This is a genomic window from Candidatus Eisenbacteria bacterium (genome assembly GCA_035577985.1).
In the GTDB taxonomy this organism is placed as follows: Bacteria; Desulfobacterota; Binatia; order DP-6; family DP-6; genus DATJZY01.
In genome coordinates this window covers 15,913-39,237 of sequence record DATJZY010000140.1, presented here as the reverse complement: position 1 = coordinate 39,237, position 23,325 = coordinate 15,913, and the positions used below count along the sequence as shown (strand labels likewise).

At 71.6% G+C, this 23,325-nt stretch carries 16 protein-coding genes; 3 read left to right on the top strand and 13 right to left on the bottom strand.

The features are described from left to right. From VMS22_20300 to VMS22_20280, 5 genes are all read right to left on the bottom strand, one after another. A partial coding sequence (locus VMS22_20300; protein HXJ36384.1) for a sterol desaturase family protein occupies window positions 1-581 on the bottom strand: 581 nt, incomplete at its 3' end. 47 nt (window positions 582-628) lie between these two features. Beyond that, window positions 629-2,446 (bottom strand): exodeoxyribonuclease V subunit alpha, encoded by a 1,818-nt coding sequence (gene recD / locus VMS22_20295; protein HXJ36383.1) that lies wholly within the window; start codon window positions 2,444-2,446, stop codon window positions 629-631. Next, the gene (recB, locus tag VMS22_20290; protein HXJ36382.1) at window positions 2,443-6,009 is read right to left on the bottom strand and encodes an exodeoxyribonuclease V subunit beta; all 3,567 of its coding nucleotides are present in this window, start codon (window positions 6,007-6,009) and stop codon (window positions 2,443-2,445) included. Before recB ends, recD begins: the two co-directional genes overlap by 4 nt. Further along, a complete protein-coding gene (gene recC, locus VMS22_20285; protein HXJ36381.1) occupies window positions 6,006-9,173 on the bottom strand; it encodes an exodeoxyribonuclease V subunit gamma in 3,168 nt (1,055 codons plus the stop codon). The genes recB and recC overlap by 4 nt, the downstream gene beginning before the upstream one ends. Before the next feature lie 9 nt (window positions 9,174-9,182). Beyond that, the gene (locus VMS22_20280; GenBank protein HXJ36380.1) at window positions 9,183-10,169 is read right to left on the bottom strand and encodes a sulfotransferase; all 987 of its coding nucleotides are present in this window, start codon (window positions 10,167-10,169) and stop codon (window positions 9,183-9,185) included. Between the two features lie 191 nt (window positions 10,170-10,360). Between VMS22_20280 and VMS22_20275 the strand changes: the two genes are divergently transcribed. Together VMS22_20275 and VMS22_20270 are read left to right on the top strand one after the other, a co-directional pair. Continuing rightward, a complete protein-coding gene (locus VMS22_20275) occupies window positions 10,361-11,089 on the top strand; it encodes a GNAT family N-acetyltransferase (GenBank protein ID HXJ36379.1) in 729 nt (242 codons plus the stop codon). A 122-nt stretch (window positions 11,090-11,211) separates the two neighbouring features. Beyond that, window positions 11,212-12,381, top strand: a complete 1,170-nt coding sequence (locus tag VMS22_20270; GenBank protein HXJ36378.1) for a D-alanyl-D-alanine carboxypeptidase — start codon at window positions 11,212-11,214, stop codon at window positions 12,379-12,381. Between the two features lie 2 nt (window positions 12,382-12,383). Here VMS22_20270 and VMS22_20265 read toward each other — a convergent pair whose 3' ends face one another. The 4 genes from VMS22_20265 to VMS22_20250 all read right to left on the bottom strand — a co-directional run bounded on the left by VMS22_20265 (window position 12,384) and on the right by VMS22_20250 (window position 16,549). Next, window positions 12,384-13,166: an SDR family NAD(P)-dependent oxidoreductase gene (locus tag VMS22_20265; GenBank protein ID HXJ36377.1), complete on the bottom strand. Its 783-nt coding sequence runs from the start codon at window positions 13,164-13,166 to the stop codon at window positions 12,384-12,386. Continuing rightward, a complete protein-coding gene (locus VMS22_20260; GenBank protein HXJ36376.1) occupies window positions 13,166-14,332 on the bottom strand; it encodes an amidohydrolase family protein in 1,167 nt (388 codons plus the stop codon). The genes VMS22_20265 and VMS22_20260 overlap by 1 nt, the downstream gene beginning before the upstream one ends. Window positions 14,333-14,350: 18 nt before the next feature. Next, window positions 14,351-15,481 (bottom strand): nitronate monooxygenase family protein, encoded by a 1,131-nt coding sequence (locus VMS22_20255; protein HXJ36375.1) that lies wholly within the window; start codon window positions 15,479-15,481, stop codon window positions 14,351-14,353. A 72-nt stretch (window positions 15,482-15,553) separates the two neighbouring features. Next, on the bottom strand, window positions 15,554-16,549 hold the full coding sequence (locus VMS22_20250; GenBank protein HXJ36374.1) for a YncE family protein: 996 nt from the start codon (window positions 16,547-16,549) through the stop codon (window positions 15,554-15,556). Between the two features lie 76 nt (window positions 16,550-16,625). Here VMS22_20250 and VMS22_20245 point away from each other — a divergent pair, with 76 nt between their 5' ends. Continuing rightward, complete coding sequence (locus VMS22_20245) at window positions 16,626-17,894, top strand: sulfotransferase (GenBank protein HXJ36373.1); 1,269 nt, start codon at window positions 16,626-16,628, stop codon at window positions 17,892-17,894. Here VMS22_20245 and VMS22_20240 read toward each other — a convergent pair. The 4 genes from VMS22_20240 to VMS22_20225 are packed head-to-tail and all read right to left on the bottom strand — an operon-like array spanning window position 17,891 to window position 23,319. Next, window positions 17,891-18,691, bottom strand: a complete 801-nt coding sequence (locus VMS22_20240; GenBank protein HXJ36372.1) for an enoyl-CoA hydratase-related protein — start codon at window positions 18,689-18,691, stop codon at window positions 17,891-17,893. The genes VMS22_20245 and VMS22_20240 overlap by 4 nt on opposite strands. 15 nt (window positions 18,692-18,706) lie before the next feature. Beyond that, window positions 18,707-21,325 (bottom strand): glycosyltransferase, encoded by a 2,619-nt coding sequence (locus VMS22_20235; GenBank protein ID HXJ36371.1) that lies wholly within the window; start codon window positions 21,323-21,325, stop codon window positions 18,707-18,709. Then, window positions 21,310-22,539 (bottom strand): ABC transporter ATP-binding protein, encoded by a 1,230-nt coding sequence (locus VMS22_20230; GenBank protein ID HXJ36370.1) that lies wholly within the window; start codon window positions 22,537-22,539, stop codon window positions 21,310-21,312. The genes VMS22_20235 and VMS22_20230 overlap by 16 nt, the downstream gene beginning before the upstream one ends. Window positions 22,540-22,545: 6 nt before the next feature. Beyond that, window positions 22,546-23,319 carry an ABC transporter permease gene (locus VMS22_20225; protein ID HXJ36369.1) on the bottom strand — a complete coding sequence of 258 codons (774 nt, stop codon included), beginning with the start codon at window positions 23,317-23,319 and terminating at the stop codon, window positions 22,546-22,548. Window positions 23,320-23,325 lie beyond the last annotated feature (6 nt).

Below are 23,325 nucleotides of genomic sequence, written 5' to 3'. Positions count from 1 at the left end.
CAGTGCCCCTCGGCCGCTTCCCACTGCCGGAAGGCGAACCAGATCCACAGCACGACGACGTGCGCGCCGACGAGGAGCGGCCCCACGAGCGCCAGCGTGCCCGTGAGCACGTACTCCACCGGGTGCATGTAGTGCCCGGTGATCGCCCATGGCGTCACGATGCGATGGTGCCAGCCGTGCACGCGCTTGTAGAGCCAGCGCGTGTGCATGCCGCGATGGAACCAGTAGTAGAGGAAGTCGTCGAGGTAGACGAAGAAGACGAGCTGCGCCGCGATCACCCACCATCCCGGCAGCGGCCCGGCGTGCACGCCGCTCGTGCGCAGGAGCGGCCACGACAGGACGGTCGCGATCGCGAGACAGCCGTTGTTCACGATCCACGTGCCGATCGACGCCGCCACGAGCTGCTGCTCGCGCGGCGGGCGGCTCTGCAGGCGGTACGGCCGCGCCCACGCCGGATCGCGCCACGCGATGTACGTGAGCGGCCCCGCGAAGGCCGCGAAGGCGACGAGGCTCGCGACGATGCTGCCCATCGGGAACGACCAGAAGAGCGGGTCGCGATAGGTCTCGAGGACGCTCGCCACGGGCGGACCATACCGCGTTCGCGCCCCGTCGTGCGACTGCGACGGCGCTAGGAGCCCCAGAGAGCGTCGCGCAATCCGGAGGAGCGGACGAGCCGGCGTTCGACGGCGGCGCGAACCACGAGGTCGTCGCCCCACACCAGCACCGACGACCGGGCGCGCGTGATCGCCGTGTAGAGCAGCTCCCGCGTCAGCAGCCGCGAGTCCTCCGGCGGCAGGACGAGCACGACCCGGTCGAACTCCGAGCCCTGGCTCTTGTGGATCGTCATGGCGTACGTCGTCTCGTGCGGCGGCAGGCGCAGCGGGGGAATGCGGCGCAGCGTGCCCGCTTCGCCTTCGAAGAAGACGCGCAGCCGGCCGCCGGCATCCGGGTCGGGGAGCGCGATCCCCACGTCGCCGTTGAAGAGGCGGAGGGCGTAGTCGTTCTCGGTCACCAGGACCGGACGACCCGGGTACCATTCGCCATGCGCACCGAGACGCTCGACGACGAGTCGGTTCAAGGTTTCCGCACCGCGCGGACCCCTGCGGTGCGCACACAGCACGCGGAAGCCGCGGAAGGCGGCGAAGATCTCGGCCGGCGGCGCACCCGCCGCGACCCGCGCGAGATGATCGCGGTATCCTTCGACGGCGGTCGCCACCAGCTCGCGATCCGGCCCGTCGGCCCGCACGACGTCCGGCGTGGAGGCTGCGTCGAGGAGCGCCATCGCGCGCTCCGCGTCGCCGCGGTTGACCGCGTCCGCGAGCCGGCCGATGCCACTGTCGCCGGCGAAGCGATAGCTCCGCGACAGCAGGACGACGCAGTCGGCGAGCGGCGTGCCATCACGCGCGCCGGCTGGAAGCGACGAGCCGACCAGTCCCTCGATGCGCGCGCGGAATGCGTGCGAGAAGCCCGGGGCCGGGCCGCAGAGGTCGCCCAGCACCGCGCCGGCCTCGACCGACGCGAGCTGGTCGCGATCTCCGAGGAGCACCAGGCGTGCGGCGTCGGGCAACGCGCCGACGATCCGCGCCATGAGGGCGAGGTCCACCATCGACGCCTCGTCGACCACGAGCACGTCGAGCGGGAGCGGGTTCGCCGGTCCGTGTCGAAAGGTCGCCGATTCCGGGCGGGCCCCGAGCAGGCGGTGGATCGTGCGCGCGTCGTCGGGAATGCGGGCATGGACCGCGTCGTCGACCGGCAACGAGGCGCGCGCCGCACGGATCGCCTCCTGCATGCGTGCCGCGGCCTTGCCGGTGGGCGCCGCGAGACCGATCCGCAGCGGCTGGGCCGATTGACTCGCGAGCAGCGCCAGCATGCGGACCACGGTGGTCGTCTTGCCGGTCCCGGGTCCGCCCGACACGACCGACAGCGAGCGCAGCACGGCGGCGACCGCAGCAACGCGTTGCCAGTCGGGCCCGGGCTCGCCCGTCGGCGGAAACAGGCGCGCGGCGTCGGCGCGCAGGCGCGCCTCGTCGATCGCATGCACCCGCGTCGCCCGGGCGCGGATCGCCTCCGCGAGGGCACGCTCGTAGCGCCAGTAGCGCTGCAGATAGAGCCGCCCCTGCTCGTCGAGCATCAGGGGCCGATCGGGGCCGACCAGTGGGGACCTCTCGAGCGCCGCGCGCCACCGCGCGAGCGACGGGGCGACGACCGGCGGCCCGGCCTCGGGATCGTCGTCCTCCGCGGGCAGCACGACGCGGCCGGCCAGCGCGGCGAGATCGGCGCAGACGTGCCCGCGGTCGACGCGCTGGCTCGTGAGAGCCGCGGCGAGCACGATCTCGTCGGCGTCGGACCCGCCGATGCGAGCCAGGAAGCGCGCGAACTGGACGTCGAGGTCGGAGAGCGCGCCGCGATCCCGGAAGCCGTCGAGCCGGTCGAGGAGTGCCGTCATGATGCCTCGCCCCGGACGCAACCGTCGAGCAGCTCGATCACGCGCCGGCTCGGGCGGTCCGCGTAGACGCCGAAGGCGCTCCCGCGCGACGGCTCCATGCCGCGGAGGAAGAGGTAGCGCACGCCGCCCATGTGGCGATCGTAGTCGTAGTCCCGCACGCGCCGAGCGAGGTGACGATGTACGGCGAGTGTGTACAGGAGGTACTGGAGCCAGTACTGCTCGGCCGCGACGACCCGCACCAGCGCCGGCGCGGCGTAGGGCTCCGTGCGCTCACCGAGCCAGTTCGATTTGTAGTCGACCACGAAGTACCGCCCTCCGTGCTCGAACACGCAATCGATGAACCCCCGCAGGAAGCCACGCAGGGTCGCGACCTCCAGACGCACGGCGGCCTCGCGGAACGCCCCGCCGGCGAAGCCGGCGGCGGCGAGCCCACGTCCGAGCACGCCCACGTCGAACCCGGCGGTGGGATAGTAGAACTCGAGCTCGTCGAGCCGTCGCGTCCGTGGGACGTCGCACAGGCGGAGGCGGTCCAGCCCGTCGAGCGGTGTCGCGAGTACCCGCTCCATCCATTCGACCACGAGGGGCGCCCACGCATCGTCGATGCCGAACCCGCGCAGCAAGGGCGGAACCACCGTCCAGTCGGGCGCCGTGAAGTCGATGGCTTCGAGGATCGCGTGCAGGCAACGACCGGCCCGGGCGCCGCGGGGAAAGCCGTGGCAGCCGCGCCGCGGATCACCTGCGTCGCCGGGTGGAGGCACGTCCCGCTGATCGTAGTCGGGTCGTTCGCGCTCGCCGCCCGCGGCCACCAGCGCCGAGAAGCTGGCGATGCCCCACACGGGCCGCACGCGATGAACGAGGCGTCGATACTCCAGGCGTTCGCGGTCGGGGTCGGTGCCCGCGAGCCGCGCGCTCACGGCGTCGTCCGGGAGGGGCTCGACGGCGATCGCGCCGCGGGCCGCCAGCGCGACGCGATCGACCTCGGCGCGCAGCGCGTCACCGGAGAGCTTCTTGTAGCGTTCCGCCACCGCGACCACGTCCTCGTCGCCACCGTGCAACAACCAGGCGAGGGGCGATGTCCCCCCCTCGTTCACCTTACCCCACGCGAGATAGCAGCGGTGCTGGGCGCGCGTCAGCGCCACGTAGACGAGGCGGAGACGTTCGGCGATCTCCTCTTCCTTCGCCCGCGCGCGCCGCTGCGCCATTGCCGGCGACCCGAGATCGAGCGTGGGGTCCTCGGCGTCCGGCTCGTGGCAGACCACCGCGTCGCTCTTGCTGGCGAAGAGGTATCCGTTCCACAGAAAGGGGCAGAAGACGATCGGATACTGGAGCCCCTTCGCCTTGTGGACCGTGACGATCGTCACGAGCGCCGCATCGCTCTCGAGACGGAGCAACATCTCGTCGGCACTGAGCTCTCCGAGCCGCGCCGCCTCCCGCTGGTCGGCGAGCCACTCGACCAGCGCGTCGATCCCGCAGCGATGGTGGCTCGCGTGGGTGTGGAGCAGCTCGATCAGGTGGAACAGATTCGTCACCCGGCGCTCGCCGTCGGGGAACGCGAGCAGCCGCTTCGCGACGCCTTCGCGCACGACGAGCAGGCGCAGCATGTGCACGAAGCCATACGTCTGCCATCGGTGGTGGTACTCGTGGAACGCCTCGACGCGCTCCTCCCAGGCCACGTCCTCGTCCGCCAGCCGCTCGAGCGCGTCAGCCGTGCCTCCGAGCATCTCGGTGGTGAGCGCCGCCCGGACGAGCACGCCCTGCCCCGGGTCCGCGACCGCGACCAGCACGCGTTCGAGCTCCGCGGCCTCGCGCGACGCGAACACCGAGTCGACCGCCTGCTGGACGCTCGGCACCCCGCGTGCGAGGAGCGCTTCGCGCATGCTGCGGCCTTCTTCGTTCGTACGCACGAGCACCGCGATGTCCCGCCCGTCGAGCGGGCGAGATCCCTGCGAGGAGACCCGCGTGGCGCGCCCGTTGCGACCGAGCTCGAGGAGCCGAACGATCTCGCCCGCCGTCGCCCCGGCGACGCGCTGGCGCGCGACCGTCTTCTCGACGGCCTTGCCGCCCTCGCCCTCGAGCCACCAGACGCGAAGGGGTGCGTCCTCGCCGTCCTCCACGGTGAGCGTCGCCTCGCGCGGCTCCGGGGCCGCGTCGCTCGGGACGAACGAGATCCCGTCGATCAGGAACGGCCGCGGGCTGGCGCCGAAGAGCGCGTTCACCGCCCGGACTAGGAGCGGATCGGCGCGCCGGTTGACGTCGAGCTGCGTCGTGTTCGCCGCCGTGGCCCGCGCGCGCAGGTAGCTGAAGACGTCGGCCCCTCGAAAGCTGTAGATCGCCTGCTTGGGATCGCCGACGAGGACCACGGGCAGCTCGGTGCCCTCGTAGAGACGCCGGATGATCTCGTATTGCGCCGGATCGGTGTCCTGGAACTCGTCCACCAGCGCCGCGCGGTAGCGACGCCGGACGGCCTCCGCGAGCCGCGGCCCGCGCACCGGGTCGGCGAGCGCGCGGGCCAGCGCCGCGAGAAGGTCGTCGTAGAACTGGATCGAGCGCTCGGCCTTTCGCGCTTCGAGCTCGCGCGAAGCATAGGCGATCAGGCGACCGCGCAGCGCCGCGCCGCGGTCGTCGTAGGCTCGCAGCAGTGCCGAGCCCGCGGTCCAGAGGGCCTCGCACGTCGCAAAGAAGGGATGGTCGGGCGCCGGCCGACCCGCCTTCGTCGCCTCGCGAATCCGACGGGCCGTCAGGCGCTCGATGTCCTCGTGAAGCGCCGGCGTCGGCGCACCGACTTCGACGAGCTCGTCCATCGCGCCGACGATGCGCTCCACCGTCCTCTCCTGGTATCGGGATCGGTCGAGCCCGGGGGCCCGTCGAAGCAGCTCGAGAACGCCGGCACGATCCCGGGGCCAGGCGGCGGCCACCACCCGCATCGCGCCGTCGAACGCGGATTCGAGCGGCCCGAGGTCGCCGGGATCTTCGGGCGCGATCACGCGCGCCCGGCGCGGCCCGAGGTAGCCACGCAGCTCGTCGCGCAGCCACTCCGGCGTCCAGTGCCGCTTCTTCACCAGGTAGCGCACCAGCATCGGCGATGCGGCGTAGAACGTCGTGCGCCAGAAGTCGTCGACGACCTCGAGCAGCAGGTCCTCCTGGTCCGGCACGAGCTCCGCGTCGAACGCCACGCCGCCCTCGAACGCACGCTCGGCGAGGACGCGCTGGCAGAAGCCGTGGATCGTGAAGACGGCCGCCTCGTCGAAGCTCTGTAGCGCGCGGCGCAGCGCGCGGTCCGCGGCGCCGCGATCCGGTACGCGCCGCAGGAGCTCGGCGTAGAACGGGTCGTTCGTCTCGCCGCGCGCGAAGACGTCGCGCGCTTCGGCGAGGCGCTCGCGAAGTCGGTTCCGCAACTCGGCGGTCGCCGCGCGCGTATACGTCACGACGAGGATGCTCGCCACGTCGAGCCCCGCCTCGAGCACGAGGCGCACGTAGAGCTGCGTGATCGTGAAGGTCTTCCCCGTGCCCGCATTCGCCTCGATCGCAGTCGTGCCGGCGAGCGGCGCGAACGCCGGCGTCACGAGGGGTCCTCCACCTGGTGATCCAGGAGCGGCCCCACGACCCGGCGGGCGAGCGACCGGAATTCGTCGCCGAGCGCCTTCGCGCCGCGGAACGCGAGCTCGTTGTACGGATCCTCGCTCTCGCCCGGCGGAACCTCCGGTGTTGCCGCCCGATTCCACTGGCGAAGGACGGCGCCCATGGAGTCGCCCCTGCTGGTACACAGTGCGTAGGACGAGCGCGGGAAGAACGGCAGCGGCCGTTGCAGACCGTCCCAGTAGAGCGCCAGGAGCTCCGCGAGCACTTCGCGCGGCCGTGTCGGCGGGCGCAGGACGACGTCACCGTGCGTCCCGAGCCACCGGCCCTGCGCGTCGCGACCGGTGTGGCTCGCGAGCACGAGGTGACGGATCCAGAGGGCCAGGCGGTCCTTCGCCTTCGCTACGGTCGGCCGGTAGTCGACGACGCCGCCGGCGCGGCCAGTCGGGATCGCGCCGTGCAGGCGGAAGTCGCCCACCAGGACGTCGACGGGTGTCGGGGGCAACCGTGGCGTCGGCAACGCGTCGTCGAGACGCGCGAGAAGATCCTCGACGCCCGCGGTCTGCTCCTGCAGCGCCACGTCGCCGGGCGCGCCGTGCGGCAGGAGCCCCGCCCCGCGCAGAAGCGGCTCCAGCTCCGCGACCGGCGTGCCCTCACGCCACAGGCGGAGCACCTGATCGCGCACGAGATAGCGCGACAGCGCATCGAGCACGAACGGCTCGCGGGTGTCGACGACGCCGCGCGCCGGCTCGAGGCGGAGTCCCAGGCGCTCCTGCAGGAGGAACTTCGCGGGGCCGAGGAAGAAGCGCACGAGGTCGTCGACGGACAGCGTGCGCCGCCCCGCCTCCGGGACGGGAAGTGGCCGCAGGACGAACGGGGCAGCCAGCTCGACGCGGGTTCCCTGCAGCCGGCGCGCCGCGCACAGATCGTCGGCGTAGCTGAATAGCGTGGCGCCCGGCATGAAGTAGGTGGCGCTGAACGGCTGCAGCGGATGGGTCTGCTCCACCTCCACGTCGAAACCGCAGCGCACGTAGTCGACCAGGTCGCGCACCAGCACCGACGGCGGACGCTCCGAGTTGTCCCGGATGTCGCGCCCGACGTACGAGAGATACAGGACGCGCCGCGCCGAGAGGATTGCCTCGAGAAACAGCGAGCGATCGTCCTCACGCCGCGAGCGGTCTCCCGGGCGGAAGTCGTCCGCCATGAGATCGAACCCCACCGGACGCTGCTGGCGGGGGAAGGCGCCGTCGTCGAGACCGACGAGGCACACCACCTCGAACGGGATCGAGCGCATGGGGACGAGCGCGCAGAACGTCACCCGCCCGGCGAGAAAGCGACCGCTCGCGACCGGTACCGCGAGTACCGCTTCGAGGTAGGCGCGGATGACGTCGAGCGAGACGGCGTCCCCGAAGCCGGCTCGCCGGATGACGCTCGCGAGTTCGGTGAGCGCACGCCGGATCGTCACCACGTCCTCCTCGTCCGCCTCCGAGGCGTCGAAGAAGCGATCGACCACCTCGCTGAGCGCGGTCGTCCACGCCAGCGGAGCGCGCGCGCCGCCGAGGTCGCGTCCCAGCGTGAAGCAGGCTTCGGCGAAGGTCGCGAGCAGGCCGAGCGCACGCGCCGACGTGCCCTCCACGTCGTCGTAGGGCAACACCCCGGCGAAGCGCCGGCGCTGCTCCTCCGGCAGCGCGTACCCGAGGAGCAGCCGGTCGAGCCCGAAGCGCCAGGTGTGCTCGTGCGTCGCCGGCAGCCCGAGCGCGGCGCGCGCGGCGGCATCGACCCCCCAGCGGATCCCCGTCGCGCGCACCCAGCGGCGCGCGCGAGCCACCTCGGCGTCCGCGAACCCGAACCGACGCCGGACGGCGTCGACGTCGAGCAGCGCCAGCAGGCTGTTCGCGTCGTACCGGCTCCCGGGTAGCGCGAGGAGCGCCAGGAACGCCCCGAGAATCGGCCGCTCGGCTCGCGCGCTCCGATCGGCGATCGTGAACGGGATCATCCGCTGGTGGGGAGCCGTCCCGAACACCGCCTCGATGCACGGCGCGTAGGCTTCGATGTCGGGGGTCATCACGACGACGTCGGATGGCTCGAGGTCGGGATGGCGGTCGAAGAGGTCGAGGAGCTGATCGTGCAGCACCTCCACCTCGCGCATCGGCCCGTGACACCGGTGCACCTGGATGGTGCGATCGTCGGGACGCGGGGTCTTGGGCGACGGGCCGCTGCCGCGCGTCCGCAGGTGATGGATGTCGGCCTGTACGGCGTGCAGGATGGAGGCCTCCGACGGCTCCACGTGCGCGTCGATCTCGTGGGCATTCCACTCGCGGACGAGGTCGCGGAGCTCTGCGAGCTGCTTGCCGAATCCGGCCAGCAGGCTGTTCCCCCGCGCCAGATCCTCGTCGCCGGCCGCCAGCGGGCTTCGTGCCAGCTCGCGCGAGCCCATGAGATCGCCCCAATACGTGGGGCTCGGGTTCAATGCGTACAGGTCGACGTCGATCCGCTCGGCGAGCCGGCCGAAGACGGCGAGATACGCAGGCGGCATCGCCGCGACGGCAAAGACCCGGACGCGCGCGGGCAGCTCGGCTCTCGCAAGCCCTCCTCCACCCTGGAGCGCGGCCACCAGAGTGTCGAGCAGCGTCACGCGGTGCGACGCATCGCTGCCGGCGACGAGGCGGCGCCACAACTCCGCCTGCCAGTGCTCGTCGGCGCCCGCTTCCCAGCGCCGGATCCAGTCCGGGCGGTAGACGAGATACTGATCGAACACGTTCGCGATGCGGCGCGCGAGCTCGTAGCGCCGGCGATCCGATGGACCGTCGGTGTAGGCGTGCAGTGCGGTGAACGGGGGCCGGCGCTCGAGGCGTGCGAGGACCCCGAGCACCCGCCACGTGAGCACCGCGGGGTCGAACACGTCCGCATTCGCGCGCTGGCCGAGCGCGCGGCCGAGCACGCTCCAGATGAACTCCGCCGGCAGGTCGAAGCGGACGTTCGCACACACGCCACGATCGCGCGCGATCCAGAGCGAGAGCCAGCGCGCCATGCCGCCGTTCGGTACGACCACGAGGTCGGGCGCGAGCGGCGCGTCGCCAGGCGCATCGAGCGAAGCCACCAGCCGCTCCGCAAGCACCTCGAGCCGGTTGCTCTCCGTCACCCGCAGCATGCGGGCCGCCTACCTCGCCATCAGGAACTTGACCGCTTCGGTCCAGCTGCCGAGCTCGCGACGGCGAAAGCGGAGCTGATGCCAGGCGTCGCGCAGCCGGTAGGTCTCCATGCGAGCGCGCGACAGGTGGCGCATCGGAACGCCGGGGTACTCGCGCTCGTAGCCGTACGCGTCGAGCAGATCGCCGGTCAGCTCCTCGATGGTGCGCCGGAGACCCGGCTCCATGCGCGCCTCCCACTTGCGCTTGTTGCCCGCGACGACCGCGCTGGCGCCCTTCGCGGCGCCCAGGTTCTCCGGCACGCGAAAGAGGCGGCCGGCGTCGGCGGGCGTCGGCACGCCCAGAAAGTCGAACAGGCGGTGCAGCTCGCGATGTGCGTCGTCGGTCAGGTCCTCGTACCGCAGCTCCACGTACCGCGACGGCCCCAGCGCCTGGCCGGCAGCGCGACAGCTCCGGATGCGATCGGCCCACTCCTGCGCCGTGCGCAGCGGCGCGTTCCCCCACGCCTCCTCGGTCGAGAGCACGCAGTCGCGCGGGTCGCGCACGATGTGGATGAAGCGCGCGCGCGGAAAGACGTCGGCCAGGAGCGCCACCTCGCGCATGTAGACCGGCGTCTTGTCGCCCCAGACGATCTGGCCCCACGGCTTCGGTGGGTTCGGGATCTCGCACCGGTGGACGCAGCAGAAGAGCCCGGCCACGACGCCGGGCCAGTCGTGCCGCGGGCACGCCGCCCACCAGTCGTCGTTCGACACGCGGACACCGCGGCGCTCCCACTGCCAGAAGGCGCGCGTGCCGCGGATGGCGGTCGTGAGGCGCTCGAAGCCGTCGCGCGTCGCGAGGTCGCCGTAACGCGCGATCGTGCGGGTGAACTTGGGGATGAAGTGCGATTCCACCTCCGACATCCAGACGTCCGGGCTCGCGTTCAGGAGCTCTCGGAGCATCTTCGTGCCCGAGCGAGGATTCCCGACGAGGAAGAAGGGCGGTGCCGCGCGCTCCACGAGTGCTGCGGTTGAACCAAGTTCGCCCTGGGGGAGCAAGCGCCGCCGGCGTATGGGAACGCCCGGACCTAGGTCCCGGTTCACGGCCCCGCCGGTTCGCGTGAACCGCGGGAAACGCCTTGGTTGCACTGGCCTTTTTCCCCTGTGTCGGGCGGCATGGCGGTTGCTGTGTCGCCCGCACGGAGGACGCAATGCAATCCCACACGGAGCAGACCGACACATTCGACGACGCCAACTTCGAATCCAAGTTCGCCACCCTGCTGCAAGGCTTCCGGTTCAAGGTCTGCGAGACCCACGAAGAAGCCGCGGAGGCCCTCGAGGTTCGCCGCCAGGTCTACTGCGTCGACGGCGGCTACTCGATCGCCTGCCCCGACGAATACGACCACCGCTCGTGGATCCTGCGGGCCGAAGAGGTCGCGACCGGCCGCTGCGTCGGCACCATGCGCCTCACGCCGCGCTTCGCGGGCTCGTTCGAGGCCGAGGAGTACTTCACGCTCCCGCGCGAGGCCCGCGCGTCGCGCAACCTCGAGATCACGCGCTTCGCGATCCTGCCCGAGTTCCGCCGTGACAAGCTGCAGATGCCCGCGGTCGCGTTCGGCCTCTTCCGCCTGTGCTTCGACATGTTCCAGCTCGTCGGCAGCGAGCGCTGCGTGGTGTCCTCGAAGCCCGAGCGGAGCTGGACGTACACGGCGATGGGCTTCGAGCAGACCGGCGACGTGGTCGCGTACGCGAAGCTGAACGGGGCCGTCCACGAGCTGCTGATCCTGCCCTTCCACGACGTGGCCAACCTCATGCGCGAGAACCCCTTCAAGATCCTGTTCGTCGAAACCGACTTCCCCGAGGTCATCGTGCCCAACCGGCGGCCTCCGCTGGGGCTCGTGCCCGATACCCGCGAGTTCCGGTTCGCAGTGGGTGCGTGACCTTACCGGTGGGGTCCGGCGATCCACCCGTCTCTCCAGGATCGTCGGGCCCCATCACCTCTCCTCTCCTCTCCTCCCGTCGCTTGCAGACCCGACGCCCCGCCCGCTAGTCATCCGGCGGGATGAGGGGACGGGGCGCGGCCGTTTGCGGACTCATCGTCGCCACCGCGCTCGGGGCCCTGGGCGCCGAGCCGCCGTTGCAGTCGCTCGCCCGCGAGCACGTGGGTGCCGATCAGGGGGTCTTCGCGCAGGCCGAGGACGGCACCGTGCTGGTCGCGCAGGTGGAGGACCGGGCCGTACACCCGGCGTCGGTCACCAAGATCGCGACCGCGCTCGCGCTGGTCGAGCGCCTCGGCGCCGACCACCGCTTCACGACCCGCTTCGTCGCGACCACCACGCCGCGCGACGGCCGGCTCGACGGCGATCTCGTCGTCGAAGGCGGCAACGATCCCTTCTTCGTCTACGAGAGCGCGTTCCTCGTGCTGCGCCGCCTGCACGAGATGGGCTTGCGGACGGTCGCGGGACGCGTCGACACGCGCGGCGTCTTCCTCTTCAACTGGCAGCCGGACCCGGGCGGCGTGCGTCTCCTGCGCGCGCTACGCGGCGCCGACGGGGCCGAGGCGTGGGCCGCCCTCGGCGATCCGCAGACGCTCGCGGCCGTCGCGCTCCGCTTCTCGCCCGGGCGCAAGACCGCCGGGTCGGCCGACGATCTCCTGGTCACGCTCCGCTCCCCGATCCTCCTCCACGTCCTGAAAACCCTGAGCGGCTACTCGAACAACGTCTACCACTACGCCTCGGACGCAATCGGCGGCCCGCATGCCGTCGAGACGATCGCGAAGGCGCACGTCTCGCCCGAGCTGCGCGACCAGATCGTGATCGACAACGGGGCCGGCGCCGGCACCACGAACCGGCTCTCGCCCCGCGTTGCGGTCGCGCTCCTGCGCGCGCTCGAGCACACGCTCGTCGCCCAGCACCACGAGCTGGTCGACGTGCTCCCGGTCTCGGGCGTCGACCCAGGCACGCTGAAGGATCGGCTCCTCGACCATCGTCGCTACGTGGTCGGCAAGACCGGGACGTTCGGCTCGGTCGGCGCGTCGGGTCTGGCGGGCATCCTGCGGTCGAAGCGGTACGGCACCGTCGCATTCGCCGTCTTGAACCACAACGTGCCCGTTCCCGACGCCCGCGCGCGCCAGGACGCGTTCGTGCGCGCGCTCATCGACGCGACCGACGCGGAAGCATGGCCGTACGACACGCCCATGCGCCCGACGTACCTGGAGGCGATCGTCGAGTAGGCTCAGCCCCGGCGCGCGGCCGTGCCGCCGTCGATCGGGACCACGGCGCCCGTGATGAACGATGCCTCGTCCGAAGCGAGGAAGGCGACCAGGGCCGCCACGTCGTCGGGCGTGCCGAAGCGGCGGAGCGGAATCTCCGCGAGCTTGCGCTCGCGCCAGCCCTCGCCGCGCACCTGCGACGAGAAGCGGCGCGAGCGCTCGGTGTCGATGAAGCCCGGCGCGACCGCGTTGGCGCGCACGCCGCGGTCGGCGTAGTCGAGCGCGATCGAGCGCGTGAGGCCCACGAGCCCGTGCTTGGAGGCGACGTACGCGGCCTGGTTCGTGTTGCCGGCGATCCCCGACGTCGATGCGACGTTCACGATCGCGCCGCGGCCGGCCGCCACCAGGTGCGGCAGCGCCGCGCGGCAGCAATGGAGGGCTCCGGTGAGGTTCACGGCCAGCGTCTCGGCCCACCACGACTCCGGCAGATCGGCCGCCGTCTCCGGAACGGCCGCGTCGCTGCGGTTCTTCGCCGCGCTGTTGACGAGGACGTCGAGGCGACCGAGCACCGCGACCGTCTCCGCGACCAGGGCGTCCACCCGCCCGGCGTCGGCGACGTCGCAGACGAGCGCCCGCGCGACGCCGCCGGCCTGCGCGACCGTCGCGGCAACCTCGTCGAGCGGCGCGCGACGCTGTCCGGTGACGACGACCGCGGCGCCGTCGGCGGCGAGGCGCAGCGCGATCGCGCGGCCGATGCCGGTTCCACCGCCCGTGACGAGCGCGACACGCCCCTCCTGCCGCCGCATCACATCGCCAGCCGGTCGGGGATCTCGTCCAGCCGGTAGAGCGTCTTGCAGTTCGTGTGCAGCATGCGCTTCACCTCGGCGGCCGGAACGCCGCGGAACACCCGCGCGATGGTGACGCGGCTGTTCGGCCAGTCGGTGCCGGTGTGCGGATAGTCGGTGGACCACATGAGGTGCTCGAGGTTCAACCGGTGCCGTAGCTCGATCCCCACGGTGTCGACCATGAACGTGGCCCAGAAGTTCCGATGGAAGACGCGGGACGGCATCGCCGCCGCCGTGCCGGTGAACCACCGGTAGCGCAGGAACATGTCGTCGGTCTGCTCGAGCATCGCCGGGATCCAGCCGATGTTCGCCTCGACCAGGAGCACGCGCAGGCGGGAGAAGCGCTCGAACATGCCAGAGAAGATCATGCGGGCGACGAGCGGCACCGTGTTCGCGCCCGACTTGCTGATCGACGCGCGCGGCAGCACGGCCTCGGGCTCGAACCGTCGCTGCTTCACGGGGCCGTCGGCGTGGAAGCTCCCGATGTGGAGCGCGACCGGCACGCCCGCCCCCTCGGCCCGCGCCCAGAACGGCGCGTCGTCCGGCGAGGGTTCGACGCGCCCGCTCGGGAAGGTCGAGATGAGGACGCCGCGGTAGCCGCGATCCATCGCCCACTCGAGCTCGGCAACGGCGTCCGCGACGCCCGTCGCGGGGATCACCGCGTGGCCGAACAGGCGCCCGGGCGCCACCGCGCAGAACTCGAGCTGCCACTCGTTGTACGCTCGCACGCACGCGAGCTGGAGCGCCCGCTCGTCGCCGAACATGCGCGCGCCCTCCTCGCAGACGCTGGGATACAGGAGCTGCGCATGAATGCCGTCGGCGTCCATGTCGGCGAGCCGCGCGCGCGGCTCGTAGTGGCCGCGCCGGATCGTCTCGTAGGTGAGGCCGGACGGACGAAAACCGAGGTAGCTCGTCCCCGCCGCCGCCATGAGCCCGATGGGACGCGTACGCGCGCCGGCGTCGAACGACCACACGTCGCCGTCGGTACCGCGGACGACCTTTGGCGCGCGCTCGCGCAGCGCGCGCGGCACGCGCTCCTGCCACACGTCCGGCGGCTCGTAGACGTGCGCGTCGGCGTCGACGATCGGGTAATCGATGCTGGCGACGTCGGCGAACGGCTCGGACATGCGGCCGCTCCCGGGCCGTCACCCCTCGGCGGACGTGAGGCTCTGGAGGCGCTCGACGGCCTCCAGGTACTCCTCGACGAGGCGCTGCATCACTTCCTTCACAGAGCGGACCTCGTTGAGCGCGCCGACGATCTGGCCGACCGGGTTGAACATGACCGCCTTCGCCTTGTCGGCGTAGCGATGGCCGCGCGCGACCGCGTCGCCGGTCACCATGAACTGCAGCGGCATGCCGAGCGTGCCCGGCGAGTCGGGGCTCTCCCATGCATCGGTCCAGTCGTTGCGCAGCATGCGGCAGGGCTTGCCCGTGAACGAGCGGGAGCGGACCGTGTCCTTGCTCGTCGCGTTCATGTAGCACTCCATCTGCGCCGGCGGGCAGTCCGCCTCCTTCACCGTCAGCCAGAGCGATCCCTGCCACACGCCCTGCGCGCCCATCGCGAGCGCGGCCGCGATCTGGCGTCCCGTGCCGACGCCGCCCGCCGCGAGCACGGGTGTCGGCGCCACGGCGTCGATCACCTCGGGCCACAGGACGACGCTGCCGATCTCGCCCGTGTGTCCGCCGCCCTCGGTGCCCTGTGCGATGATGATGTCGACGCCCGCCGCCTTGTGGGCGCGCGCCTGCTTGCCGGCCCCGCACAGCGCGGCCACCAGACGGCCGCTCGCGTGGATCTCCTCGATGATCTCCGCCGGCGGCGTGCCGAGCGCGTTGGCGATGAGGCGGACCTTCGGATGCCGGAGCGCGACCTCGACCTGCGGCGTCGCCGTCTGCGACGTCCAGCCGAGGAGCGCGCCGACGGCACGCTCGCCCTCGGGCAGCTTCGGCACGCCGTGATCGGCGAGGATCTTGTCGGCGAACTGCCGGTGCTGCTCGGGCACCATGCCGAGGAGCTGCTGCTCCAGCTTCACGGGATCGATCTCGCCGCCCTTGCCCTCGTACTTGCCGGGAATGACGATGTCGACGCCGTACGGCCGGTCGCCCACGTGCTCGTCGATCCACTTGCACTCGATCTCGAGCTGCTCGGGCGGGAAGCCGACGGCACCCAGCACACCGAAGCCGCCGGCACGGCTGACGGCGGCGACGACGTCGCGACAATGGCTGAATGCGAAGATCGGGAACTCGATCCCGAGACGGTCACACAGGGCGGTACGCATGCGGGGAGCCTCCTACGCTCAAACGAACGTTTGGTTACCGCGAGCCGCGGACGGGGTCAAGCAGCGCGCGGGCTATAGGCGTTGCGCATCGAGGACGAGCAGCGCGTCGCGCGTGGAGAGATAGGCGCGGCGGCCGTCCGGACTGAGCACGATCTCGCGCGGCTCGCTCGGAATCGCGACGTTCGCCACCACGGCGTTCGCCACGGCATCCACGATCGTCAGCGTCTTCTGCTTCTGGTTCGCGACGTAGACGCGCGTGCCGTCCGGCGACACGGCGAGCCCGGACGGCTCGACGCCCACGGGGAGCGTCGCGACCACCGTCCCGCTCGTGAGATCGAGCACCGACAGGGTCGGGCCGGCGAGGTTGGTCGTGTACCCGCGGCGCCCGTCCGGCGCGAGCGCGAAGCGGTACGGGCCGGGTCCCACGCTGAAGGTGCGAATGAGCTCCATGGTCTTGGGATCGAGCGCCTCGATCGTGCCCGTCGTGCAGAAGTCTTTGCATCCCGTCACGTAGAGCGTCCTGCCGTCCGCCGAGAGCGTCACGTCGCTCGGCCGCATGTCGAGCGAAGGCGAAAGGGTGTTCTGGGCCGTCAAGTTCACGACCGCGAGGTACTCCTTGAACTGGTTCGTCACGTACGCCGTGCGGCCGTCGGGCGACACGGCGATGCGACCGAACCCGCCCGGGTGGATGTCGACGACCAGGCCGATCGGCGGCAGGAGCGTCCCGGTGGCGAGGTCGACGACGGCGAGGCGCGCGGACGACAGGTTGTTCAGGAGCGCGTGCGCACCGTCGGGCGTGATCGCGACGCCGGTCGGGTACGGCGCCACGCGAACGGTCGTCACGATGATGTTGGTGTCGGTGCGAACGATCGAGAGCTGTCCGCTCGAGAAAGCGACCACGCGTGCGCCGTCCCGGCTGATCGCCAGCAGCGTCGGCGGAATGCCGAGCGGGAGGCTCGCCACCACGGCGGCGGGAGCCAGCGGATGCGCTCCGGGGCCGGAGCCGCCACCTCCCATCGTCGCGCAGCCGGTGACGAAGAGACTCGCTACGACCCATGCGCTCCGCATGGCCGGCGCATACCGCGTCCCGCCGAGGCACGCTAGCGCGTTGACTTCCGCCCACGGCCGGCCGACAGGAGGGCCCGTGACCCGGCCGCCACCGATACGGCTCGACGATCTCGCGCACCCGACGTTCCCGCCGCACGTCGTCGACATCCGCGCAGGCATGGCGGGCGCCGCCGCCGAGATCGCGCTCGACGCCGACGCGCTCATGGAGCGGGCCCGCGCCGAGACCGGCCTCGCGGACTTCGGCAATCTCGCCTTCGCCGGACGGCTCCGGATCCTCCTGCGCGCGCTCGAGACCGAAGGCCGGCTCTCGACGGTCGGCCGTGTCATGGCGCACGCCCAGATGCTGCAGCTCCTGCGAAACCGCCTCCTGCTGGAGAATCTCCTGCGCCGCCATCCGGAGATCGACGCCGTCCCGCTGCGCGCCCCGATCTTCATCGTCGGCCTGCCGCGCACCGGCACGACCCACCTCCACAACCTCATGGCGGCCGATCCGGCGCTGCGCTCGCTCCCCTACTGGGAGAGCCTCGAGCCGGTGCTCCGCGACGACGAGCGTCCCGCGCCGGGCGAGGACGACCCGCGACGCGCCCGCTGCGACCAGGCACTCTGGTTCGTGAACGAGAGCCTCCCCTACTTCGTCCGCATGCACGAGATGACGACCGATCACGTGCACGAGGAGATCCAGCTTCTCGCGATCGATTTCTCGACGATGCTGTTCGAGACGATGGGGCTCCTGCCCTCGTGGCGCGACGCGTATGCCGCGACCGACCAGACGCCGGCGTACGGCTACCTCGCCCGCACGCTGAAGGCGCTCCAGTGGCTGCGCGGCGGCACGCGCTGGGTGCTGAAATCCCCGCAACACCTGGAGCAGATCGGCCCCCTGGTGCGGACGTTCCCCGACGCCGTCGTCGTGTTCACGCATCGCGATCCGGCGTCCGTCGTCGCGTCGTACCTGACGATGGCCGCCTACACGGCGCGCATGCATCTCGAGCCGCCGATCGACCTCCGCGCCTACGGGCGCTATTGGCGGGCCCGCATCGAGGATCTCTTCCGTGCCTGCGTCCGCGACCGTCACCTCGTATCGCCCGAGCGCTCGCTCGACGTCCGCTTCGACGAGTTCATGCGCGACGACCTGGCGATGGTGCGCCGGATCTACGCGCTCGCCGGCCAGCCGCTCACGGCGGAGGGCCGCGCCGCGATGGACGCCTTCATGGCGACCCACCCGCGCGGCGTCCACGGGACGGTCGAGTACGACCTCGCGCAGTTCGGGCTCGACGCGGACGAGATCCGCCGTGCGTGCGGGTTCTACACCGAGCGGTTCGGCATCGCGTCCGAAGCGCGCCTCTAGCGGAAGCGCGGCGGCCGCTTCTCCAGGAACGCGGCCACGGCCTCCTTGTGCTCGGGCGACTTCCAGCACTCGCGCAGCATCTCGGATTCGAGGCGCTGCACGCGGCCGAGGTCGGTCTCCGCGGCGTTGCGCGAGAGCAGCTCCTTGATCATCCGGAGCTGTGGATCCGGATTCTCGGCGATCGTCGTGGCGAGCGCGAGCGCCTGCGGGACGAGCTCGTCGGGTGACGCCAGGCGGTCGGCGAGGCCCATCTGGTACGCCTCGGCGCCGGAGTAGAGCTTGCCGGAGAGGCACATCTCGCTCGCGCGGCCGAAACCGACGCGGCTCACGAGGAAGTGCGTGCTGGCGAGCTCCGGGACGAGCCCCACCTTGATGAAGAGCATCCCGAACTTCGCCTTTTCCGACGCGACGATCACGTCGCACGGCAGGATCATCGTCATACCGATGCCGACCGCGGCGCCGTTGACGCCGGCGACGATCGGCTTCGAGCGCCGCAGCAGGCCCACCCAGTCGAGGCTCGCCGGCATGCCGCCCGAGCCCCCCGCCGTATCCTCGCCCGGGTCGACGCCGTCGAGCCGCGACTTGAACGTCGCTTCCATGTCGGCGCCGGCGCAGAAGCCGCGCCCCGCGCCGGTCATCACGATCGCGCCCACCGCCGGATCGGCGTTCGCCTCCTCGATGGCGCGCGCCTGCTCGACTGCCATCGCCGGCGTCCACGCGTTCAGCTTCTCGGGACGATTGAGAGTGACGATCGCGACCGCGCCCTGCCGTTCGTACGTGATGACGTCGTAGGCCATGGTGGCCCACCATCATCACTCTCGCGCGCTGGCCGCAAGGCGTGCCGGGGCGAGCGCCGCACGAGCGGCGGGCGCGACGTACGGCGCGCTCCGGCCGAGGCGGCGCACGCGACGGCGCGATTGGAAGAGCCGCCACGGGCCGGCGAGGTTCCCGGCGACCTCCCACGCCAGCATGAGCAGCGTCGGAGGCATCCGGCGCACGACGCGGCGGACCGCCCGCCACCCGTGGGCCATCGGCAGGCCGATCGCGATCCGCACCAGGGCGCGCAGGTCGCCGTCGCGCAGGAGCGTCGTCAGGTGGTAGGCCACGTGTCCCGTGCTGTAGGCGACGAGCTGGCGGCGCAGCGCGTCCATCTCGCGCCGGTGGCGGTGCCACACCCACGCGTCGGGCGCGTACACGATCGTGCCGCCCGCGCGCAGGACCTTGTAGAAGAGGTAGGTGTCCTCGCCGACGCCGGTCGGCGTCCCCGGGCCGAGCGCCTCGTCCATGAGACCGACCTCGGGGTCGGCGAAGATCGTGGCCCGAAAGGCGGCGTTCGCGGTGGCGCCGAGCGTCCACGTGGGCACCGAGCCGAAGTGGAACGAGCGGAACCAGTGACCGTCCACCTTCACGGGCTCGAAGCCACGCCCGAGCCCGCCGTACGACTCGAAGAGGCACTGCGCGTCGGTGTCGAGCTCCAGCGGCAGCACGTTGCCGGTGACGGCCATCACGTGCGCTTCGGCGAACGGCGCGACGAGCTTCTCGATCCAGTCCACCGGCATGCGGACGTCGTCGTCGGTCGTGACCACGATCTCGCCGCGGCTCGCCGTGAAGCCGGCGTTGCGCGCATAGGCGAGACCCTGTCGCGGCTCCTCGACGAGCAGCACGCCCGGAAACTCGGCGACCACGGGCGCCGTCTGGCCCGAGGCGGGGTGGTTGTCGACGACGACGATCTCGAGGGGGCGCGACGTCTCCTGCTGCGTCAGGCTGCGCAGAGCCTGGCGAAGCTCGTCCGGCCGATCGTAGGTCGCGAGGACGACCGACACGGTCACCGCGGGGTCGAGACCCGCGGGGCCGGCGCCGGCGGGGAGAGAGCGGCGCTCGATTGCGCTCGTGACGTCGCCCTCGTCCGCACCCGCCGCCAGCTCGAGGAGGCGCGGTGCCACCGCCGCGAGCGCATCGCGCAGGCGCGGCGCGCTCACCGGATGGCCCTGGTTGTGGATCGTGACCGAGCCGAGGAGGTGATCATGCCAGGTGGCGAACACGGTGACGGAATCGACGTCGGCGACGTCATCGAGGGGAGTCAGCTCCTGGCCGACGTCCACCGAACGCACCGCGACCCAGCGCCTGCGGCCGTCGACGGATCGCACGTGCGGGCGCGGCGGTGTCGGGTCGGCTCCCAGCTCGACCGCCCTGCGATGCGCCGGACGCCAGCGGCCGAGCCCGACGACCGACCCCCACAGCTCGCTCCAGATGAGCCGGCGCGGAAAGAACTGCGGGTTCATCAGCACGAGCACGAGGCGACGCACGTACCACCACCAGAACCACCAGAGCCCGAGGCGCAGCGTACCGAAGCGCTCCTCGGGAAAGGCGGTGGCGGTGCGCACGAAGTGCGCGAACAGCGCGATGCCGTGGTTGCGGAGCTGCGTCTCGAGCTCGGGGAGGGATCGCCGGTGGCGATGCCGCACGATCGCGCGCGGCTCGTACACGAAGACGTGTCCCGCCTTGAGAACGCGGAAGAACATCTCGAGGTCGCCGCCGCCGTTCGTCACGGTGCCGACGTCGAGCGCCGGATCGAACTCGCCCACCTCCGCGAACAGCGCGCGCCGGAACGCCATGTTGGCGCCCGTGCCGAGGAAGCCCGAGCCGGCATACCACCGCGCGATGGCGCCCCCCGGGCGGACGCCGAACCAGCGGCGCTCGCAGCCACGCCCGAAGCCGCCGTACTCCTCGAACAGCGCCTGGGCCTCGGTTTCGAGCTCGTACGGGACGACGAGGCCGGTTGCGCCCATCACTTCGGGGCTCGCGCCGAAGAGCGTCGCCAGCGCACGCGCCCACCCCGGATCGACGATCGCGTCGTCGTCGGTGAAGGCGATCACGTCGCCGCGCGCCTCGCGGATGGCGCGGTTGCGTGCCCAGTCGAGGCCCGGCCGCTCCTCGCACACGTAGCGGACGCGCGGGTGCCGCTCGGCCACGAGCCGCCGGGTGGCGTCGGTCGCGGGCGCGTTGTCGATCACGAGTAGATCCACGTCGGGGAGATCGAGGACCTCCAGCGCCGCGAGGCATCCGGCGAGATCGTCGGTGCGATCGCGCGTGCACACCGCCACCGTCATCGATGGCAGGGCGCCGCCGCCTGGCGCCGGCGCGGCGACGAGCCGGTCGATCGACGTGGTGGCCGCCGGTCGGCCGAGCGCACTCTCGCCCACGCGTCGGACCGCGGCATCGCCGCAGGCCGCGAGCGCCGCCTGCACGAGGTCGCTCGCCCTGCATCGTCCCCCGCGAATCGGGACCGTGACCGATCCCACGGGCGCGCCGTGCAGGCGCACGAGACAGCGTACGCTCTCGTATCCGCCGAGCCCTTCGACGTCGGCCGGCGACGCCGTCAGCTCGAGATCGAGGGTCTTGATCGGCCGGAACATCAGCGCCGTGACCACGCGGGCTCGACGGCGACGACCCCGCTGATGGACCGCGCGCTCGCGGGGCCGTCCACGTGCAACCCGTGCATCTGCCAGTGGTAGTCGTAGGTGAAGTCGAACGTGGGCGGATAGAGCCCGACGGTCACGTGGTAGCTTCCCGGGAGCAGCGGCACGCGCGGCAGCTCGCAGCGAACGGTGCCGCGCGGGCCGAGCGGCGCGAAGGCCGCGGCCATCGATTCGGTCGTGACCTCGAAGCACTTCGTCGCCTCGTGGAAGATCGCGACGGTGAGCGCGGCGTCGGCGACCTGTGGATCGCGCTCGTAATCGAGCTCGATCACGAGGGGATCGCCGCTGCGAAGGCTCGATACCGGAACGCCGTCCGCACCGGACAGGCGCACCGCCACGACGCGCGCTTCCTGCGTGCCGAGCCGGCTTCCGTCGACCGCCAGCTCGACCGGCCGCCCGGCCAGGCTCGCCGCGCGCCGCTCCGTGCGCTGCCGCATGAGGTCGTCGTAGCAGCGCAGCGCCGTCTCGGGGTCGGCCATGGTCGCGACGCGGCCGTCCTCGAGCACCAGCACCTCGTCGCACAGCGCAGTGATCTGGTCCATCGCGTGCGACGTCATGACGAGCGTTCCGCCACCGGTCCGGAACGTCTTCAGGCGGGCGAGGCACTTCGCCTGGAAGCGTGCGTCGCCGACGGCGAGCACCTCGTCGACGACGAGGACGGTGGGATCGAGGTGCATCGCGGTCGCGAACGCGAGCCGCATGTACATGCCGGTCGAATAGGTCCGCACCGGCTGATCGATGAAGTCCTCCAGCTCCGCGAAGGCGATGATCTCGTCCTCGCGCGCGCGCACCTCCCGCTCGGAGAGGCCGCACAGCATGCCGCCGGTGAGGAGGTTCTCGCGGCCGGTGAGGTCGCCGTGGAACCCGCTCCCGAGCTCGAGAAGCCCCTGCACGGGTCCGACGCGACGTACCCGACCGCTCGTCGGCCGGCCCACGCCGCAGAGCAGGCGCAGGAGCGTGCTCTTGCCGGCGCCGTTGTGTCCGATGATGCCGACCGCATCGCCACGCGCCACCGAGAAGCTGACGTCGCGCAGGGCCCAGTGGTGGCCGTCGTCGAGCGGCCCCCGGGAGAGCGCGCCCAGCACGGCCGCCTTCAGCGTCACCGCTCGCGTGCGCGCGGTGCGGTAGCGCTTGGAGACCTGCTCGGCGGCGAGAACGGTTTCCATGGCGTCTCAGAGGACGTCGATCATGTCGTGCTCGGCGCGCCGATAGACGGCGTAGCCGACGACGGCGACCAGCGCGCTGAGCACCGTCGCGATGGCGAGCGCGAACAGGGACGGCATCGTGCCGTCGAAGAAGATGGCGCGGTATCCCTGGACGAGCCCCGCCATCGGGTTGAGGTCGTAGAGCAGCCCGAGTGTGCCCCGCGTCGCATCCGGCGGCCGGTAGAAGACGGGCGTCAGGTAGAACAGCAGCATCAGCCCCACCCCCGTCAGGTATTGGATGTCCCGGTAGAAGACGTTGAGCGTCGCGACGAGGAGCCCGAGGCCGACGATGAGCACGCCCTCGACCAACCCGAGGACCGGGAAGAAGAGGACGGCCGGTCCGATCCACTGCCCGTGCGTCACCATCACCACGAGCAGGATCGGCAGCGCCGCGAGATACGTGATCATGCCCGCGATCGCCGTCACGACCATGAGGACGGCCGGACGGAAGTCCGGGTGTCGCACCAGGTCGCGGTTCGCGATGAAGAGCCCGCACGCCATGCTGACGCAGGTGCTGAACCAGGTCCACGGCAGGAGCCCGCTGAACACGAACGCCGGGTAGCGCTCGATGCCGAGCGGCACGATCGTGTCGAACACCAGGACGAGCACGAGGAGCTGCGCCAGCGGAAGCAGCAGCGACCACAGGAAGCCGAGTGTCGAGCGCCGGTAGCTGAGCACGAACTCGCGCCGCACCAGGTGGCCGATCAGCGCGAGCTGGAAGCGGAGGGGGCGTCCCTTCACGTCGCG